We start from the raw sequence: 15,613 nt of genomic DNA on the forward strand, positions 1-15,613 counted from the left end.
CACATGCTTGAACGGTTTGCGGGGTTGACCACTGCACACGTTGCGGATGCTTGTGTGCGGGCGGGAGTGCCGGTGCGGACGGTGTCGTTGACGTCCGTGGCCGGGGGTCGGGTCGCGGGGCGGGTGTTGCCGGCGCAGCATGTCGGCAGTGTCGACGTTTTCCTGGAGGCGTTCGAGTCCGCTGCCGAGGGCGACGTACTGGTCGTGGACAACGGTGGTCGGCGGGACGAGGCATGCGTCGGCGACCTGGCCGCGCTGGAGGCTGCTGCGGCCGGTGTCGCCGGGATCGTGATCTGGGGACTGCATCGGGACACGGCCGACATCACCGCGATCGGGTTGCCCGTGTTCAGCCTCGGCGCATTGCCGACCGGACCGTTGCGGCTCGACCCGCAGCCGGCCGATGCGTTGTCCAGGGCAACGATCGGTGAGTGGACGGTGACCCGGGACGACGTCGTACTCGCGGACGAGGACGGGGCGGTCTTCGTACCCGCGGATCGTCTGGCGGAACTGTTCGACATGGCGGAGTCGATCCGGGACACCGAGCACCGGCAGGCGGACGAGATCCGGGCCGGGCGGTCGTTGCGTGAGCAGGTGAGCTTCAAGCAGTACCTCGAACGCCGGGCTGTCGATCCGTCGCTGACCTTCCGCCAGCACCTGCGCGCGGTGCGAGGAGCGATCGAGGAATGACCACGTGGCAGTTGGGTGAGGTCGCCGTCGAGCGGATGGGGTTCGGCGCGATGCGCATCACGGCGAATCCCGACCAAGCGATCGCCGTACTGCGTCGCGCGGTGGAGCTCGGGGTCAACCACCTGGACACGGCTGCGTTCTACGCGTCCGGAAAACGTTTCGCGAGCGAGCTGATCCGCGAGGCGCTGGCGCCGTACCCTGCCGACCTGATCATCGCGACGAAGGTCGGGCCGGGGACTGATGCGGACCGCGGGTTCTACAACGCGACGACGGCCGCGGAGCTGCGGGAGCAGGTCGAGACGAACCTGCTCCAGGTCGGCGTCGACTGCCTGGATGTGGTGAACCTGCGGATCACCGGGGACGGCTCGCTCGCGGAGCGTTTCGGTTGGCTCGTGGAGCTGCGCGACGAGGGGCTGATCAAGCAGCTCGGCGTCTCGAACGTTCGGCTCGCCCACGTCGAGGAGGCGCTCGCGATCGCGCCGATCGTCTGCGTCCAGAACAGCTACGCCGTCGACCGCCGCGGCGGCGACGAGGACGCGATCATCCGTTTCTGCGCCGAGCGCGACATCGCGTACGTCCCGTTCGGCACCATCACCGGCGCCGACGACTCAGCTGCTGTCGACTCGATCGCCGCGGCCCACAACGCGACACCTCAGCAGGTCCGCCTGGCCTGGACCCTCCATCACTCCCCCAACATCCTCGCCATCCCCGGCACTAGCAACGTCGACCATCTCGAAGAGAACATCGCCGCCGGCTCGCTGCACCTGAGCCCCGAGGAACTCGCCACCCTCGACTAACTGACCGCTGCCCGGACTGCGGGCACGACCTCCTGGGACCAGCGGGAGAGCTGGACTTCGAACGGGTCGGAGCCGCGCGGGAAGAGCGTGAAACCGGCGGCGTCGTGGTTGAGGATCGCGTCGGTGAGTTCCTCGATCCACTGTGCCGGGGAGCCGCCGAGCCAGCGGCCGTCCTCATCACGGGTACGGCGCAGTGGGGTCGCGGTGATCGCACCGGGGAAGTTGTAGATCGTCGCGACGTCCGACGGTTTCCGGCCGACCGAGAGCGCCGCCTCGTCGATGATCGGGCGGGACCAGCGGAAGCGATCGCTGAGCCAGTCGGCGGCGTGACCGGGGATCCAGCCGTCGGCGTTCCGGCCGGTCGCGGCGAGCGACTTGGGTCCGTTGGAGCCGGTCCAGATCAGCGGCGCGGGTACGGCGGCCGGGCGGAGCGCACCGATCGGGTAGTGCTTGGTCGGCGCCGGCGTACCGCCGTCGGACATCGAGTGGACGAGCTGCATCGCCTCCTCGAACGCCTCGACCGCCGCGGCCGGACGCAGTTCCGGCACGCCCATCATCGTGATGCGGTCCCAGGCTCCGCCGGCGCCGAGGCCGAGGACGAAGCGGCCGTCGGACAGCGCCGACAACGAGGTCGCCGTACGGGCGAGGACCGGCGCGGGCCGCAGCGGCAGGTTGGTCACGTTGACGAACGCCGACAGTCGCTCCGTTCGCCCCAGGATGAAGGCGATCGCGGCGTACCCGTCGAGCATGTCCTGGACGTACGGGTGGTCGGCGAGGCTGACGTGATCGAGACCGTCCCGGTCGGCCTGCTGCGCGAGCCGCACGATCCCGGCGGCTTCGCGCACTGCGTCCGGCGACCCGTATCCGAACCGCACGTTCATGTCGACTCCTCAGATAGTTCGTTGTTCTAACTAGTTGTAGCACGAAATGTTAGAACTGCAAACTATTAGGCCAACGGACTATCATGGGGACATGGTGACGACGACGGCTGCCCGCGACACCGATCTCGCGAGCGCGCTGGTGCAGACGATGCACCGGCTGCAGGACCTGCACGCCGAGACCAGCCGGCCGCTCGGGCTGACCCCGCAGCAGGCGCATCTGCTGTGCGTGCTGCTCGCCGGCCCTCTCGGCATGACCGAACTCAGCCGCATCCTGAGCATCGAGCGCTCCAGCCTGACCAGCATGGTCGACCGCCTGGAACGCCGTACCTTGGTGGCCCGCACTCCCCATCCGACCGACCGCAGAGCCAGCCAGATCGAGCTGACCCCCGACGGTCTGGCCCTGGCGCACGAGGCTCACAACGCGGTCGTCGACCGCATCAACACCCTGACCGCCGATCTTCCCCGCGCCACGCGCGCGACCATCACCACGGCACTGCAGTCGATCCTGACGCGATGAGCTATCAGTACGTCGCTGTGGCCGGTGCCCGCACCGCCTACCGGGCAAGCGGTTCCGGGCCGGCGCTCGTGCTGATGAAGAACAACCGCCGCCCGTTGGACTACCCGGTTGCGGACGTGCTCTCCCGGCGATTCCGGGTCCTGCAGATCCACCCCGTCGGCTTCGGCGCCAGCGACCGGCCGGAGGAATACGCTTTCGGCAGCATCGACCGGCAGGTGCTCGCCGTACTCGATCACGAACGCATCGATCGGTTCGCCGTCTGGGGCTTCTCACAGCCCGCTTGCATGTCGGCGATCGTCGCCCGGTCGACGGATCGGGCAGCTGCGCTGGTGATGGGCGGCGTACCACCGATCGGTTTTCCGACCGACGGCACGATGCGCCGGCTGGAGCGGGAGCCGCGGCTGCCCAAGGCTTCGTTGGAGTTCTGGCGGAGCTATCGCTCGTACGACTGGCACCACGAGCTCAGGTGCTATGCGGGAACCAAGGTGGCGTACATGGGTACTGCCGATCCGGCGATCCGCCGGCTCCGGAAACTGCGGCCGGTCCTGGAAGGCATCGGCTTCAGCTACCTGGAGTTCGACGGATTGAGCCATAGCTCGTGCGGGCTGGGCGACGAGTCGGCCGACGGCCGGCACGTCGCCCAGACGGTGGCGGATCAGCTGCTCAGTCGCGGCGCAGGGTGAAGACTACTTACCGCCTGCCGCCGAACTCCCACGGGTGTACTTCGGCGTTGTCGGCCTGGATCAGGGCTGCGGCGGCCTCCGGGTTTGGTGCTTCCAGGAGGGCGGCTCTTCCTACGTGAGTGTTGTTGCTCAGGAGGTCGCCGTACATGATCAGGTGGTCCGACGTGAGTGGGCGCGCGGCGTCCTTGGTGAGGACGAGGTAGCGGTGGTAGCCCTCGACGGCGGTGGCGAAGTCCCACATCGTGCGGCCGGGGTTGTGGTTGTGAAAACGGTGGATTTCCACGGTCTCGAAGGCGCCGGCGCGGTAGTACGGCTCGTCGTACGCGAACTTGCCGGCCGCATCGTCATCCGGCAGCTCGACGATGTGCAGGCTGCCGGTGGTTCGCTCGCGGTCCTCGGTCAGCGTCGGGCCGCGGGCGATCAGGCCGCCGACGTACCCGTCCATGAACGTCCAGTGTTCCTCGTTCAGCGCGACCTTGATCTCGAACCCATCCGGCTTGTCACACCCGTAGACGAAGTACTCCATGCTCAGCTCCTCCGGACAGTGAAAGCACAGGCGGTAGTGCGTACGACGGGGTCGCCGTACGCACTACGCGTGGCGGGGATCAGACCGTGGCGGCCAGGTGGATGCGCAGGATCGTGTCGTAGTCGATGACCTCGACGCCGGCCGCAGGGGTGACGGTTTCCTGGGAGGCGACGATCACCAGCTGGCGCAGGTCGTTGACGTCGACGTCGTACTTCGACTTCACCTGGGAACGGTTCTCCGGGTTGGCGAGGTACTCCGCGTACTGCGCGAGCTCGGTCGCGCTGTCCTGCACCGGCGTACGGAAAACGCGGCGGCGCTTCTTTCCGTTGACCGTGTCGACGACCGGGAGCTCGAGCCGGCCGACGATGTGGCTGCCGTCCGCGCGCTCGAGGATGAAGTCCGGGTGCAGGTCGCCGAGCGCCGGCTGGCGGACCAGCTTGGTCGCGTCGAACGCCGACAGCAGGATGCTCTCGTGCTTGTCGAGGAACTCGTCGACTCCGCTGTCCTGCAGACCGTGCGCGAGGTACGTGCTCTCGAACGCGTCCGCCTTCAGCACGGCCGGGTCGATCGGCAGGCTGACCGTGCCGATCGGGTCGAGGTGCGGGCTGGCGTTGGAGTAGTTCCGCAGGAAGTCGAGGTACTTGTCGGCCGGCTCGGAGCGGTGGATCGCCAGCGCGAAGAACACCCAGTGCGCGCGCAGCGACTCGCCTGCCGTGTGCACGAGCAGGGCGCGGTCGAAGGTCGAGTAGTTGCCGGGCCCGAACCGCAGCAGCTCGTCCGCCGGACCGACCACCACGTCTCCGAGGAGGTTCCCGGTGCTCGGAAAACGTTGTTCGAGGGCGCTCTTGCCGGCCTCGGTCGTGATGGTCGCGTCCTTGAACCAGTTCTGTCCTTTGAGGTTCGCAACCACGGTGCGGCCGTCGCCGATTCCGAAGTACTCCTCGACGCTGCCGACCTTCTGCCGCCGGACCTCGAGCGTCCGGTACTCACGGCTCAGCCCGACGAGCTCGAGGATGTTCCAGTCCGGCGTCTCGGTCAGCACCATCATCCGCGGGAACAGCATCGGCCCGGGCAGCTCGGTCCGGTGACTCACCGGCAGATGCCCGGCGGCCTCCTTGAGGTGCTCCCCCCAGAACTGACTGTTCACCTTCACGAACTCGGTGGGTTTCATCGTTCTCCTCGCTCAGACACTCGGACTCAACCTTCAACTCCCGCCCGAGCTGAGCCTATTCCCCCTACCTCAGCGCGATCAGGCTGTCTCTGCCGCTGACCAGGATCAGCTCGCCGGCGGCGATCACGCCATTTCTGCACTTGACCGCCGGATCGAGGTCGAAGAACGCGACGGCGGCGCCCTCGGCGACCTTCGCGATCCGGCAAACGTTTTCGTCGTCCACCAGGAACACCCGGCCGCTCGGCGTCACGGCGTACTGCGGGTTCAACGTGGAGCTCCACCGGACGCTCGGCTCAACGGTCGAAACGACCTGACCGTTCGCAGCGTCGACGAACCGGACGACGGTGTGGGTGTCCTTCGTGGCGGCGCTCGGACAGCTGAGCAGTACGACGCGGTTCGCGGCCGCCTCGATCCGGATCGAACACGCCCACTCCTGCGGGATCTCGGAGTGCCACCGCACCTCGCCGGAATGCGGATCGAGCGCGGTGAGCTGCTGCGGGTTGTCGCGGCTGCCCTCGAGGCCGACGACCAGGCCCCCGACCGTCATCATTTTGCTGAGCGATCCGTCGCGCATCCAGCGTTTTCCGCCGCTCTTCAGATCCAGGCCGACGAGCTGGTCGGGGAGGTCGCCACAGCTGTGTCCCAGCTCGACGACGACCATGTCGGCAGTGGCCTCAGCGCTGATGCTGGTGCAGCGGCCGGGTTCGTAGGTCCAGCGGTTGGAGCCGTCGAGGTTCGTCCCGTACAGCTTGTCGGAGCCTTTGCTGACCGACTTGCCGGTGATGAGCGGGTCGTTGTCCTCGATGTCGTAGTCGCGGGTGCGGTTGCGCCAGCCCGCCGTACGTTTCCCGGTGTCGGCGTCGAGGACGAAGTACCCGAGGTCGTCGTACGACACGAGCAGCTGCTGACCGCCGTCCAGGACGGACAGTTTCGGCTCGTCGTCCGTGTTCGCGCGGATGTACCGCCAGCGGGTCTGGCCGGTCGCGGGATCGAGCATCTCGACGGTGCCGCGGCCGCGCGCGATCGCGATCCCGTGGGCGGTCGCGACAGTCGCGCCGAGGTCGAGCCGGCCGGTGTTGGTCCACAGCCGGTCGCCGCCGTTCACGACGGAGGCGACGTTGAGGTTCGCCGGCTGATGGTCGCCTTCGAGGTGCTCGTTCGCGCTGAACATGTAGGCACGCTGGAGCGGGTCGATGACGTAGAGGGTGACGAGGACCACGGCCACGACGGCGGCGAGCGCGGCGAGCATCTGGCCGCGATTCCTGGTGACGCCGGGGGCGAACCTGGTGGCGGCGAAGGCTGCCGCGCTGGCCAGGATCAGCAGGACGGACAGGATCACCAGGAGCGGAACACGTTGTCCGACCCCTGAGGCGCCGGTCGTCGGCGGAACCGTCAGCAGAACGGTCACCAGGCAGACGAGTCCGATCGCTGCGGGTACGGCGGTGAGGATGCGGGCCTTGCGATCGGCACGCCGTACCGCCCACCAGAGGCCGGCGAACGCCGCCGCCGCGAGCAGCGCCATGACGATCGCTTGCCATTTCGGATCGCTCTCGAACGCCGGAATCCGCCACGGCTGCCCGATCGCCGCGACGCCCGCTACGAAAGCCAGGAACGCGATCAGCACCGCGAACACCGACAGACCGGTCCGCTGCCAGCCGCGCCACACAGGCGGCGTCAACTGTTCCAGCAACGCCAACTCGGCCGTGAGACTGGCCCGGGCCGCTTCGTCGTACCGCTCGTGAGCGAGCTGGGTCCGGTAGATGCGCTCGGACGCCAGCATGGCCTGGATCTGCGCTCGCCGAGCCTTCTCGTCGAACCGGGTGTCGCGGCGAAGCTCGGACGCATGCGCCGAGGACTGCGAACCTGCAAGTACCGCGTCCACCGCGTCCAACAGCACGTCCGCATTGGCATCGCGTCCCTGCGCCTCGTGGGCTGGATCGCCGCCGGTGAGCCGGACCAAGCGGGCAACCTCAGCGGTTCGCACCGCGGTCACGCCGTACGTCGGCAGCAGCTCCTCCGCCAACTGCGCCGACGCCTCAGCATCCTCCCGCGCCGTATTCGCCTTGGCATGCTCCGCCCGATGGAACCAGGCGGCCAACCGCACCGCCACCGGATCAGTGCACAACTGCTCCAACAACTCCAGCGCAGTCAGGACACCGACCAGATACCGCTCCCGATAAGCGACGCGCTTCCCGCCATACCGCCCGACCAACTCATCACCAAGCGCGCCAGGGACAGTGTCATCCCACATTCCCCGTAGTCCAGCCACCCGCCGATACTGGCAGAGCCCCGGGTTCAGCAGTTTGATTAGGTTAGGCTGCACTAACTTGATCGAGGAGGCGTATGGCGGCCCGGTTCCTGCCCGGCTGGGTGATGGTGAGCGCCGAGTCCGGGCGGCTGCTGGAGAACCCGGGCCAGCTGGCCGTCGACCTCGCCGACGTGCAGCACAACGGCAACGGCGTCTACACGATCACCACCGGTGCGAGCGAGACGATCCGGCTGATCAAGCGCGTCGGGCCGCTCCCTCCGGGCGTGCGGCTCGAGTACGGCGTCGACTTCGAGGACGACGTACCGACTGTTGCGCTCACGCTCTCCGAGCGGCTGGCCGACGACGAGGTCGCACCGGTTCTGGCCAGGGCCCTGGCCGAGTCCACGGCGCCTGCTGGTGCGGGCGATCGGGTCTTCTCCCCCGGCAGTACACCCGATGTGGATGCTGTGCAGCGGCCCGCGGACGCCGGTCTCCGGGCCGAGTTGCGGCAGCGCGGTCGGCTGCTCGCCGGAAAGCGCCACATTCATGCCGTCCGACAGCTTGCCCTCACGATGGGCGTCGCCGACGGGCAGCCGAACGCCGCACTGCTCCGGACCCTCCTCACCGAGGAGGAGCGCACGATCCTCGACCGCGCCGCGGACCCGGCGGCACGCCCCTTGGAGGACCGTGTCGATCGGTCGGGGTACCTCGCGAAAGCGCTCGGCGGATCCGGAGTTTCCGCCGCGGTGATCGGTACGGCGGCGGCGGTGTTCACCGGCAATCCGCTCGTCGGGTTCGGCATCGCGGTGCCGACGATCGTCAACGCGGCCGTCGGTTCGATCGCCGAGCGGCGCCTGGACGAGCAGAAGATGTCCGGGCGGAAACCGGCGTACACGGCCGACCGGAAACAGCGTGAGTACGACTTTCCGGGCCTGCGGTCGCTCCTGGACGGGGCGGAACCGGTCCGGCCGGCGGCGGTAAAGATGCCGCGGGCAACGGCTTGGCGCAACTACCTGCGCCGGTACGCGATGCCGACCCTGGCCACCGCCGCGGTCGCGGGCGTGCTCACGCCGCTCGGCGTACCGGCGTTGTCGACGGCCCTGGTGATCGCGTCGTCGGCACTCGCCAAGTCCCTCGCGGAACGCCTGGTCGACACCAAGAAACTCGATTTCCGGCTCCGCCGCATCGACGCCACCGAACGTCTCCGCCTCGCCGACCCCACCCTGTACGTCAACCAACTGGTTGCCGAGTTCACCCACCTGCAGACTCGCCTCACTCAGATCCGCACCCCTGATGGGACGACCGGCGAGGCCTCTGCGGACGTGCCGGGGTCTCCGCCGTACACCGTGGCGCTTGCGGCTCAGCTGATCGAGAACGTATCGGGCAGCGCGCGCCGTGCCCTGCTCGGCGGAAAACGTACGACGGGCACCGACCACCCGCAGTTGGAGGCACTGCTGAGCGCAGCCGGCCCCGGCCTGCTCGGTGCGGTGACGGGCGCGATGGGCGACAAGTACTTCCTCAACCGCGACGAACCCGCCCGAGACGCCTCCAAGCAGTGGTCACGCAGCCATCAAGAGGCCACCCAGGCCGCAGAACTCGCCAGCGCCCTCGAACCACAACTCCGAGCTCTCCGCGAACTCGTCGACCACCTGGAGGAACTGAATGGCACGTCCAGCGGCACCCTACGGAACCTGCCGACAGTCACCACCCCACCAGAGGGCCTACGCCCCTCGGCACGAGCCCCATGGTCGGCGTACGCCGTCCAAGCCGCCGCCGGATCGCTAGGCGGAGTAGCCGGCGCGGTCGGCCTCGACCTGCTCCTAGACCTCCCCGACCTCGCCGTAGTCCTAACGGCCGCCGGAGCAGCAGGCTCCATGACCGCAACCCCCGCCGCGCGCTACCTGTTCCGCAGCCGCGAACTCCAGGTCCACGAAGCCCTAGAGACAAACAAAGCAGTCCGAGCCGTCAACCAGTCCGACCTACTGGAACAACGAGCAATCACCCGCTACCTCATCACTCAACTCACCCTGCAAGCCGAGTCAGTCATCGATCCGACGCACTCCCCCGACCCCAAACGGATCCCCAGCAGCCCCACCGACCAAATCCGCGCCGCCACAACCCAAGCAGTACGCCGCCTAGCCGCAGAGCCTCCCGGCAAGCCCCTCCTCCCCGAACGCCTGATCGCCCTAGAACACCTAACCAACACCGCAAACGCCCTGGACCACCACACCCTCCACGGCACCCCCGACTCCCGAGCCCACCTCCAAGCCCAACTAGACAAGGCATTAGCGGAAACCAACCGCCTCTACCACGACTCCGGCGTACCAAATGGCCTGGTCCTACCAGCAGTAAGCTTCGCGACCGCACCCCAGCCACAACTGGAGCCCTCCGACGACGAGATCACCGCATTGCGCCGGCTCGTCGACCTACCGCACCCCGAGGTCCACCGCCCAAACGCCACCCCCAACGCCGGCCGCCCAAGCACCAACCCTCGCCGCCCCGGAACCAGCCCCCGCACTCGGTGACCTACCCGACAGACCCAACCACCGGGGGCTCACTCGGCGTACGGCGCAACTCGACGCGCAACGCCCGTACCTCTTCGACGAGCGCGGAAACCTGCACTCGCAGATCCGCCTCCTCACGTTCCTGGCGCGAGACATGCTCGACGAACCAAGAAGCCAGCGCGGCGGTCACCACACCAAGGAGCGCGACCCCGCCGAGCATCAGCCCGACACCAGCAACGCGGCCAGCGCCCGTAATCGGATACCGATCCCCGTACCCGACCGTGGTGATCGTCGTAACCGCCCACCACGTGGCGTCGCCGAAGTTCTTGATACTCGCCGACGGTTGTGAGCGCTCTGCATCCAGCACCGCAACCGCCGAGGTGAACCCCAAGAGGCCGACCCCACCAACCACGTAAACCATCGCGCGCCCACGCAGGGAGGCCGCCCGCCGGTTCAGCTGGCCGAACGCAGTCACAACCCGCAGCGCCCGCAACGGCCGAAGCAGCGGCAGCGCCAGCACCACCAGATCAACCACATGCTCCCGAAGAAACCGCATCCGCCGCCGAGCAAGCCCCAGCCGAAGAAGAAAGTCGCCGGCAAACACCACCCAGATCACAACCGTCGCGACCGAACAGACCCGCCGCACGGACCCCGCCATCCCAGGCTCGAGAACCGGCCACGAGTAGGCGACCAGAAACAAGACGGCCACTCCCGTCAACGGCCACTCAACGGCCCTCTGGTACCTCTCAGCGAACGCGTCCCTCCCCATCAATCCCCCCACCACCACGAAACACCCCCTGAGCTGCATGTTCGCAGATCAGGAGCTGGTTCGGTGCTGCTGGCGGACAGCCGGACACAACGAAGCAGCCCCTGACTTGCGTTTCCGCAGGTCAGGGGCTGGTTTGCAGCCTGTGGCGGGTGCAGGGTTCGAACCTGCGTAGGCATAAGCCGACAGATTTACAGACACCGTGCACCGCCTCGCTGACCTGCGGAAAGACCAGAGAGCTGACCTAGTTTGGCACAGGGGTGGCACAGGGCACCCGGATACGCCCCGCCCCGCGTGTTTCAGCGGAGTCGACCGCAGCTGAAACACGCGGGCGGTCGGCACCCTGTGGATAACGCCGACGCCGCGTCCCCGACTTTGGTCATGCTGACTTGGGCGACCTCGGGCACGGTCACAAGTCAGGACCCGTCATGTGCGACCTCGGAACAGGCTCCGGGGACCCCGCTTGCAGACCACCCGACGTCGCCTTTTCGTATCCGTGCCCGCCGGCCGACACCCTCTCGAAGGTCCGGACCTCCCCCGGACTCATGGGCAGTAGCTTCGAGCTGTGCGCCCACCGACCTGGGTCCAGTGGGTGCCGCTCAAGGTAGGTGACAAAGCCATGCCAGCCCTGATCACCTTCCCGGGCCCACATGTGCAGGTGAGCTACCTCGGTACGCCCCGGACCGACCGTCAGCTCTACGTAACGCGGCGGATCCACCCACCTGGCCTGACCGGCGGAACGCTCCCCAGTCACGCAGTACCTGAGACTGAGGCACGCCGCGTGCATGCCCGCGTCCGGACCTCGAAGCCCTCGGGCAACCCACTGTTTCGACGTCTGGTCCCACACGCCGTAGTGGAAGGGCGCACTGCCCTCCGGCGCATCTGGGTCCCACCGGTCTAGGTAGCGAAACGGTGAAGACCAACCGCTCATACGTTCGAATCTAGCTTCAGGGTCGCCACGGCAGCAAGGCGACCTCATGCGGGAAACCTGGGACACTCAACGATCCGACCTGTCCCAGGCGTTTGCCCTGATCAGTGCACCCCTGGGACAGCGGGACACCTGGGACAGTTCACCCGCCCCACCCACTCACGTGCTCACCAGAGCCTTGGCCGTGGCAGACCAGAAGCAATCCGCTCCACCCGGGCCCTCGCCTTACCGGCAACGCGGAGCGCTGGCCCAGAGAATCGACCTGAGCCCCTGGCATCCCTGCGCTCTATCCACTCCGCCACCTCAGTTTCCGCCGCTAAGAACGCCTCGTCACACCGCTCAGCCAAGAGCTTGACTGCCGTGCACCCAACGAGATCTCTGGGTGAAAGCGCTTCATCGTTTCCTGACGTCAGGAGAAAGGTCATCGTCTGCACAAGCGAGGTGATGGCCATCGTGCCAGGTTCAGTGAAGCCCTCAATGGTCCGGCCGGTAAGGCGATATAGAGAGCCATCGACCCGTTCAAAAGTATTCAGCGACCAACCCCGGCTACCAGAATGAACCTCATGACTGGCCCACCGGTAGTACCCGCGGAGATGATCCAGACCAGCACGCTCCTCCAGCTGGCGAAAGTTCGGCGCAAAGCCAAATAGGGGTATTGCCCAACCGTAATCTTTCTTGAAATCTGTGCCATACTGCGAAATCAGAGCCTCTCGCTCCGATCTCCAGGCATTCATTTGCTCCTCGGAGAATGGATCCTCGCCGAGCGCAGCCGCATTCGTCTGGTAAACCTCCGCGTCGGCAACCCGCGCAATGACGCGATGGCTAATGAAGCGCTGCGCAAGGTCTGGATACTCCGGCATGCGCCCGAATTCGGCAATGACCACAGCCGTCACAGCAAGTTCGTGCAGTGTCCGGCACCTTGCTAGAGCACCTAATGGAAATCCTTGCGTTAGCAAGGCATACACCTCGCCTGCCGTCCGGATCGCCCGTGCGTGGAGACCGGTCAGAACCTCGAATACGTCATCCCCCGCTTCTCTTGTAGCGGGACTGTTACGTTCATCGAACTCTCTACCGGCCTCTTCTGCACACACGAGGATGCTGTAAAACAAATCGAGCGCCTTACCCCAGTACCGCTGCAGGTGTCGCTCAAATCTGCCGGCGCGGATTCGATGCTCACGCAACATCCGCGGTGAGGTGCGAATCAGTGTCGCTGCGACGGATGGACCCATGCCGTTCAGGACCTCGCCCGAGACCTCTGCTGCAGCATCGATTGCTTCTTCAGGGCTCATGCCCTTTGCAATGAGACGCTCGACCGCGTCCCGCATCGACTCGTAGTAGGACTCATCGAAGTCCAGCGGCTTGGAGCTTTGGCGCATGTAACGAGGCTGGATCACCAGCCGCCGGACGGCAAGGCCTTTAGCTCTGGGGCTGGCATCTGCATCTGCCCCGGTAAGGTGCCTGGGAAGCTGGGACAAGTGGGGCAGTTAGCCCACGTCCTCTCGCCGACCACGGGGGAGAGTCGGCCGGCGATGGGCGGCTCCTCGTCCGGCCTCAGACGCAAGTCCGCTGTTTCGAGGCTAGGCGGAATCTATTGGCTCGGTGCCAGGCGAAGTATGGTTCGCGCCCGCGGTTCCAGGCCGGCGCGATCCGGCCATGGAAGCGGTGAAGATCGACGGACGCGGTGTGATCCGTGAGGAGCTGACCGCCCTCCTGCACGGTCAGGTATCCATACTCGTACAAGGCATCACAGCCAAGCGTGCATGCAGCCATTGCGATGTTCGACATATCCCGACGTTCTTCGTCTGTGCAGTCGCGGCGAGGCTTGATGTGGGCGGCCGCAAGCAGCCGTTCAGGAACAGATAGTCCGCAGATTCCGCATTGATGAACACGGTCAGGATCGCCCGTCCCGATGCCCAGGGCTCCGCGCAGGATCCGTTGTTCACGGCGGTAGGACCGCAAGGTCATACCGTCAGTTTCGCCGGAAAAGGATCCTGTCCACGCGACATAGGGCGACGGGTCTGGCCCTAGCGGCCCTTCCAAATCAGATTCTGGGTCGTCCACTACGAACCCCATGCTGCGCAGTGGGTCAGCGACGGCTCGCCGGTCTCCGCGAAACGGACCGCTCGTATCAAGACCTCTTAAGGCGCGGGCGCCTCGGAGGACAGCCATTGCATCGAACTCATCGGAGCCCACCAGAATGAGGTACTTCTGCGCCTGCCGGCCGCCATACCGCTCGAAGAACGCGTCACGGCCGACCCGCTGCCATTCGGCGAGCGCCGAATTGATGTCCGCCGCCGTTAGACCAGCGGTGATATCCGAGCGCCTGGGAGCATCCGCCTCAACGGCCTGAAGAACCTGCTTGACCTGACCCAGATCTGCTCGGCTTAGGACCGCAAAGGTCATCCGTATCCTCTTCCTCTCGTTACCACCCCTCCCCGTGGATCCGATGTTGCCTTGTGGGCGCGTGAGCGCCTTGCGGAGCACTTCGAAGTCTTCGACCTGCTGCAGCGGAATCGGATACTCCCAAGGTTTCGGCTGAATCCGTCGGTCGCTCCGGGGCAGCGTGCGAGTCCTCTGCGAGTCCACGACGGCATCCTCCAGAAGGGCATCAACCAGCCGCAGCCGCTCCAGCAACGTCTTCAGGACCAGCGGGTAGTCACGATTCCTCGAGCTGGCAGAGCCGCCCGTGCCTCCAGCGCTCTGCAGGACGACGTCCAACCGTTCACCTTCGGCTCCTTCAAGCAAAAATTCGGCTTCGAGCAGCTTGCCGCTATTGCCAATTAGCTTCATCGATGACCTACTCTCTCGGCAAATGGCACAGTCATCTGATATTTCAGCGGCCCGTTAAGGAATCAGCACCGAGGGCTCACCGTTGCAAAAGTGCCTCCACTAGCGAAGGCCGACAGCGCGGCGTGAAACGTCATACCAACCTCAGAGGGTCGTCTCTCGGGAGGCGATCAATTGGATACCAGCGTTCATACACGTCGCCGACTGGGACAGTTCGACCGCCTTTCTGGTTGTTGCAATCCTTGCACAACAACTGCAGATTTGACACGTCGTTCAGTCCGCCCAGAGCGAGGGGGACAATATGATCAAACTGGCTACGGTTGAGCGGACTCTGATCCCCATTTAGATCCCGATTGCAGCTGCAACAGTATCCCCGGTCCCGGAAAAAGACAGCCCGCTTTACCCATTCCGGCGGCCCGACCCTCCTGAGAACATACTGGCCGCCGGCATCCTTGCGAAAGAGTTCTCCGGACGCCAGGTGAGCGTTGTTCAGGCGCATCCAGTCGGCGAGTCGGTCGTGGAACTTCGCAAGGAAGCTACGATTTCCAAACAGAAGGTAGAACAGCTCTTCAGCGATCTGCTCCACAAATAGCCAGTATTGGCGGTCCTCCACCCACTCCTCCCACATATCCTCGATCGGTGGGCACGTCGCCTCATCGACTGGAGGACAGCAGCCTTCTCGTGGTTCAACCCAGTCGGCCAGCTCATGCTGCAATGGTGAGTCGAATCCATGAGCAGCAAACAGATCCACGGCCAATAGATGGGCAGGCCGCGCTTGACACCAAGGCTTGGCGCATTCGCCGCGTCTAGCGTACTTGATACGCAGCGCGCGACTCAGATCCTCAGCAAATGTCACATCCACAAAATGTGAGCTGAAAATATGCAAGGACGTCCATTTCTGGAACGGCATGGCGTAGTAAGCCACTCTACTAGCGAAATATTCGGATAGCTCGCGATTGTTGATCTCCTTTTGAGACATCAGCGCGTCGAGCTGCGCCGCGAAGTAGTACACGCCAGCGAACCGGAGCGAAATTCTCTCACGCGGCAGGGACACAACGAATCGCGAATTGCGTCCAGCCATTAGCAGCTCCTGCTCGCGTTGCGTCTACGGATCAGAC

General features: G+C 65.8%; 13 protein-coding genes. 5 read left to right on the plus strand and 8 right to left on the minus strand.

What is annotated here, in order from left to right:
- Positions 1-3 precede the first annotated feature (3 nt).
- Positions 4-687 carry an RraA family protein gene (locus tag E0H45_RS06165; RefSeq protein WP_131335274.1) on the plus strand — a complete coding sequence of 228 codons (684 nt, stop codon included), beginning with the start codon at positions 4-6 and terminating at the stop codon, positions 685-687.
- Positions 684-1,484 carry an aldo/keto reductase gene (locus E0H45_RS06170; protein WP_131335275.1) on the plus strand — a complete coding sequence of 267 codons (801 nt, stop codon included), beginning with the start codon at positions 684-686 and terminating at the stop codon, positions 1,482-1,484. Before E0H45_RS06165 ends, E0H45_RS06170 begins: the two co-directional genes overlap by 4 nt.
- Here the strand turns inward: E0H45_RS06170 and E0H45_RS06175 are convergent.
- The gene (locus E0H45_RS06175) at positions 1,481-2,365 is read right to left on the minus strand and encodes an LLM class flavin-dependent oxidoreductase (protein WP_131335276.1); all 885 of its coding nucleotides are present in this window, start codon (positions 2,363-2,365) and stop codon (positions 1,481-1,483) included. The genes E0H45_RS06170 and E0H45_RS06175 overlap by 4 nt on opposite strands.
- Positions 2,366-2,456: 91 nt before the next feature.
- On the opposite strand from E0H45_RS06175, the gene E0H45_RS06180 reads away from it, so the two are divergent.
- Both E0H45_RS06180 and E0H45_RS06185 read left to right on the plus strand, forming a co-directional pair.
- Positions 2,457-2,882: a MarR family winged helix-turn-helix transcriptional regulator gene (locus E0H45_RS06180; protein WP_131335277.1), complete on the plus strand. Its 426-nt coding sequence runs from the start codon at positions 2,457-2,459 to the stop codon at positions 2,880-2,882.
- Positions 2,879-3,565 carry an alpha/beta fold hydrolase gene (locus E0H45_RS06185; protein ID WP_131335278.1) on the plus strand — a complete coding sequence of 229 codons (687 nt, stop codon included), beginning with the start codon at positions 2,879-2,881 and terminating at the stop codon, positions 3,563-3,565. The genes E0H45_RS06180 and E0H45_RS06185 overlap by 4 nt, the downstream gene beginning before the upstream one ends.
- 7 nt (positions 3,566-3,572) lie before the next feature.
- Here the strand turns inward: E0H45_RS06185 and E0H45_RS06190 are convergent, their stop codons facing one another.
- The 3 genes from E0H45_RS06190 to E0H45_RS06200 form a co-directional block, all read right to left on the minus strand.
- Complete coding sequence (locus E0H45_RS06190; protein WP_131335279.1) at positions 3,573-4,091, minus strand: YciI family protein; 519 nt, start codon at positions 4,089-4,091, stop codon at positions 3,573-3,575.
- A gap of 79 nt (positions 4,092-4,170) precedes the next feature.
- A complete protein-coding gene (locus E0H45_RS06195) occupies positions 4,171-5,262 on the minus strand; it encodes a hypothetical protein (RefSeq protein ID WP_131335280.1) in 1,092 nt (363 codons plus the stop codon).
- Positions 5,263-5,326: 64 nt separating this feature from the next.
- A complete protein-coding gene (locus tag E0H45_RS06200) occupies positions 5,327-7,513 on the minus strand; it encodes an outer membrane protein assembly factor BamB family protein (RefSeq protein ID WP_131335281.1) in 2,187 nt (728 codons plus the stop codon).
- Positions 7,514-7,605: 92 nt separating this feature from the next.
- Between E0H45_RS06200 and E0H45_RS06205 the strand changes: the two genes are divergently transcribed.
- A complete protein-coding gene (locus E0H45_RS06205) occupies positions 7,606-10,035 on the plus strand; it encodes a hypothetical protein (RefSeq protein WP_131335282.1) in 2,430 nt (809 codons plus the stop codon).
- A 1-nt stretch (position 10,036) separates the two neighbouring features.
- On the opposite strand, the gene E0H45_RS06210 is transcribed toward E0H45_RS06205, so the two are convergent.
- From E0H45_RS06210 to E0H45_RS06225, 4 genes are all read right to left on the minus strand, one after another.
- Entirely contained in the window at positions 10,037-10,822 is a 786-nt protein-coding gene (locus E0H45_RS06210; protein WP_202872208.1) for a potassium channel family protein, read from the minus strand.
- Positions 10,823-11,875: 1,053 nt separating this feature from the next.
- A complete protein-coding gene (locus tag E0H45_RS06215) occupies positions 11,876-13,084 on the minus strand; it encodes a DUF5677 domain-containing protein (protein WP_131335283.1) in 1,209 nt (402 codons plus the stop codon).
- 175 nt (positions 13,085-13,259) lie between these two features.
- Positions 13,260-14,498: a ScoMcrA-related endonuclease gene (locus tag E0H45_RS06220; protein ID WP_131335284.1), complete on the minus strand. Its 1,239-nt coding sequence runs from the start codon at positions 14,496-14,498 to the stop codon at positions 13,260-13,262.
- A 130-nt stretch (positions 14,499-14,628) separates the two neighbouring features.
- Positions 14,629-15,507, minus strand: a complete 879-nt coding sequence (locus E0H45_RS06225) for an HNH endonuclease (RefSeq protein ID WP_165546359.1) — start codon at positions 15,505-15,507, stop codon at positions 14,629-14,631.
- Positions 15,508-15,613: the final 106 nt, after the last annotated feature.

This window comes from Kribbella soli (genome assembly GCF_004331345.1).
In the GTDB taxonomy this organism is placed as follows: Bacteria; Actinomycetota; Actinomycetes; order Propionibacteriales; family Kribbellaceae; genus Kribbella; species Kribbella soli.